This is a genomic window from Pseudoalteromonas sp. PAR1 (assembly GCF_947311895.1).
GTDB lineage: Bacteria > Pseudomonadota > Gammaproteobacteria > Enterobacterales > Alteromonadaceae > Pseudoalteromonas > Pseudoalteromonas lipolytica_C.
Genome location: NZ_CAMZMY010000048.1, coordinates 1 through 2,635 on the forward strand (window position 1 = coordinate 1; position 2,635 = coordinate 2,635).

A 2,635-nucleotide genomic window follows, 5' to 3' on the forward strand; every position below is an offset into this window, starting at 1 on the left:
AATTGAGACTCTAAATTTGTTTGCGTCATCTAGCGAACTAGAATCTGCTGTTAGAACTCAATCTGTACGAGTGCCCACACAGATGATTGCTTTATATTGTTAAAGAACGTTTCGAGCTGCTTTCGCGTCTCGAGGGATGCGTATAATACATCCTTAATTTTTTGAGTCAACACTTAATTTTAAACTTTCTTTTTAGACCGTTTTAAACCGAAGTTTTACTTAACTCTCTGTCAGTTTGTTCAGCGCTTTTCATTGCTGCCCGCCGTGTCAGTGGATGCGCATTATAGGGATGCGAAGAATTAACGCAAGCACTTTTTGAAGGTTTTTTTGATTATTTTCAAATTAATCAGATACCCACCAAATGCAAACATGTTACCCACAAACAACTGTGGATAACTGATGATTTTTAGCAGAATAACTAAACTCTCCGCGCTTGTTATGGTAACTTGCGCCGCAGATTTTCCACTCGCTCACAAGGCAAGAAAAATGACAGACATTATAAATAGTATAAGTAGTCTCCTTTGGGGTCACATTCTGGTTTACCTTTTAATAGCTGCGGGGCTATTTTTCACTCTTCGACTCGGTTTTATCCAATTCACCCAATTTCCACATATGATCAAAGTGATGTTTCAGAGCCGCCAAGGTTCTGGTGAGGGCATTTCTTCATTCCAAGCATTTTGTACTTCATTAGCTGCGCGAGTTGGCACTGGTAATATGGCGGGCGTTGCTGTTGCACTTTATTTAGGCGGTGCCGGTGCAATTTTTTGGATGTGGCTTATTGCTTTAATAGGTATGGCGACAAGTTTTGCAGAAAGTACCCTTGCCCAAGCATATAAAACGGTCGATGAAGATGGCAACTTTCGTGGTGGCCCTGCTTATTATATGGAATATGGATTAGGTAAACGTTGGATGGGAGTCATTTTCTCTCTTTGCCTTATTCTAGCTTTTGGTTTGGTATTTAATGCAGTTCAATCAAACTCTATTGCTGCTGCATTTGATGTTGCGTTTGGGATTCCAAACTATGTTGTCGGAATCGCCTTGGTATTAGGGTCTGGCATTATCATTTTTGGTGGCTTAAAAACTATTTCACGTTTTGCAGAAATGGTTGTGCCATTTATGGCGCTGGCTTATTTGCTAGTTGCACTCTATGTATGTGCCATGAACTACGATTTACTACCAAATGTGTTCATGCATGTTATTAATAGTGCCTTTGGTATCGAGCAAGCAGGCGCTGGTGCAATTGGTTATGGTGTTATGCAGGCGATGATCCAGGGTATTAAACGTGGCTTATTCTCTAATGAAGCTGGTATGGGTAGCGCTGCAAATGCTGCTGCAACGGCAACACCTAACCCGCCTCACCCTGCCTCACAAGGTTATGTGCAAATGCTCGGTGTATTTGTAGATACAATTATTATTTGTACTGCAACCGCAGCCCTTATTTTATTATCACAACAGCTTATACCAGATTCAGGTGTGACTGGTATTGCATTGACGCAAGCTGCCCTTGAAGAACATGTTGGTAGCTGGGGAGCAACCTTTGTTGCGATTGCAATTTTGTTTTTTGCATTTACCTCGATTGTTGCTAATTATTCTTACGCGGAAACCAATTTATTATTTTTAGAACATAACCATGCATCAGGCATGTTGATCTTCCGATTATTAGTACTTGGTATGGTGATGTTTGGTGCGCTCGGCGAATTACCTTTAGTATGGACGCTTGCCGATATTTCGATGGGCTTGATGGCAATTGTTAACGTCATCGCTTTATTTATGCTTTCGGGTGTCGTTATTTGGCTTGCGAAGGATTACAACTCACAACGTAAAGCAGGTAAATTACCTACTTTCGATCCTTCGCAAAACAAAAAGCTCGATCAAACTATTCCTAAAGGCGCGTGGCGCAAATAATCAAGCCAAGTGATTACTTAATTAGGGAGCGATTGTGCTCCCTTTTTTGTATTTGCTAATTTTTCAAAAACAGACAATATGAATGTGATTTGCTGTTCGTTAAGTTTGGATTCAAGCTGCGTAACAAGCTGCTCTTTTATTTGCGCTTTTAATGCTTGTTTTTGCTCTGCAGTTAATAATGGCTGCGATTGTTGCTGATAAGATTGCACGGCGGTGAGCATAGCCATCACCACGTCATTATCAAAATCGGTTAGCGCCGCTTTCGCATTACTGATGACTTGTTCTGATTTTTCAAATGCGGTCGATACTTTATCAACAAGCACACTGACTTCATGAATTTTAAGTACGTCGTTAATGTTCGACATAATAATCGCAACAGGTATTAGTACTAGTGAGATTGCTAAACAAAGCCCAAATACGGCGCCCACCCAAAACTGATTTAAACCACGTTTAAATTGCTCCATTCTCTTTCCTTGATCCTATTTATTGAGTTCAGTAGCACTTAAAACTGAAAAAGCGTTAGCTGATTTAAAATGACTAAGGAAACTATAAAGCTATTTTGGCAATAAAAAAATATTAAGCTGGGATTATAAAAAGAAATATAAATGAAATAGAGAAGTGGTATTAAATATAAATGGTGCCCGGGGCCGGACTTGAACCGGCACGCTGTTACCAGCGAGGGATTTTAAATCCCTTGTGTCTACCAATTCCACCACCCGGGCATCGGGTT

At 40.3% G+C, this 2,635-nt stretch carries 2 protein-coding genes and 1 tRNA gene; 1 reads left to right on the plus strand and 2 read right to left on the minus strand.

The genetic code is table 11. The features are described 5' to 3' along the window. Positions 1-486 precede the first annotated feature (486 nt). The gene (locus QL229_RS20465; RefSeq protein WP_138558983.1) at positions 487-1,905 is read left to right on the plus strand and encodes a sodium:alanine symporter family protein; all 1,419 of its coding nucleotides are present in this window, start codon (positions 487-489) and stop codon (positions 1,903-1,905) included. A gap of 17 nt (positions 1,906-1,922) precedes the next feature. Here the strand turns inward: QL229_RS20465 and QL229_RS20470 are convergent, their stop codons facing one another. Together QL229_RS20470 and QL229_RS20475 are read right to left on the minus strand one after the other, a co-directional pair. Beyond that, complete coding sequence (locus QL229_RS20470; RefSeq protein ID WP_138558982.1) at positions 1,923-2,369, minus strand: hypothetical protein; 447 nt, start codon at positions 2,367-2,369, stop codon at positions 1,923-1,925. A 171-nt stretch (positions 2,370-2,540) separates the two neighbouring features. Then, positions 2,541-2,627 (minus strand) — tRNA-Leu (locus QL229_RS20475). Positions 2,628-2,635: the final 8 nt, after the last annotated feature.

What these genes read in the sequence shown, in the direction of transcription:
- QL229_RS20470 (WP_138558982.1), bottom strand. Translation starts at nt 2,369, where the DNA reads ATGGAGCAATTTAAACGTGGTTTAAATCAGTTTTGGGTGGGCGCCGTA.
- QL229_RS20465 (WP_138558983.1), top strand. Translation starts at nt 487, where the DNA reads ATGACAGACATTATAAATAGTATAAGTAGTCTCCTTTGGGGTCACATT.